At 66.9% G+C, this 438-nt stretch carries 1 pseudogene; it reads right to left on the bottom strand.

The annotated features are described in order from the left end of the window. Positions 1-105: 105 nt before the first annotated feature. A pseudogene (locus EN914_RS38080) lies at positions 106-438 on the bottom strand (LysR family transcriptional regulator); the annotation flags it as partial.

The following is a 438-nucleotide window of genomic DNA, read 5'->3' on the forward strand; positions in this document are numbered from 1 at the left end:
CCCCAAGTCCCCCCAAAACCCCTCGGCCCGTCCTACTCCAAGCCGACCGTAAGGTCGGCTTTTTCTTTGCCACTTGGCGACCGCAAGGTCGATTTCTTTGGGCATTCAGCCCGACAAGGCAAGGTTGCCGCTGAGCAGGGTCGCCAGATCGGCTGCCGGTCCATCGGCACCGGCGCGCAGCCGGATGGCGAACTCAGCCAAAGGCACCTGCGGCAGGCCAAGCTCGCGCGGCGCCTCGATAATCCCGGAATGGGCAAAGCGGGCCGTTCGCAGCGTCAGTGCGACACCGGCGTTCACCGCTGTGCGCAGCCCAGCCAGACTGGCGCTGCCGGCAGCGATGCGGTAGCGGCGGCCGGCGGCATCGAGTGCGGCAAGTGCCGCTTCGCGAAAACCGCAATATGGATCGAGCAGCGCCAGTCTGGCTGGGCTGCGCACAGC

The organism is Mesorhizobium sp. M7A.F.Ca.CA.001.08.2.1 (genome assembly GCF_003998455.1).
Taxonomy (GTDB): domain Bacteria; phylum Pseudomonadota; class Alphaproteobacteria; order Rhizobiales; family Rhizobiaceae; genus Mesorhizobium; species Mesorhizobium ciceri.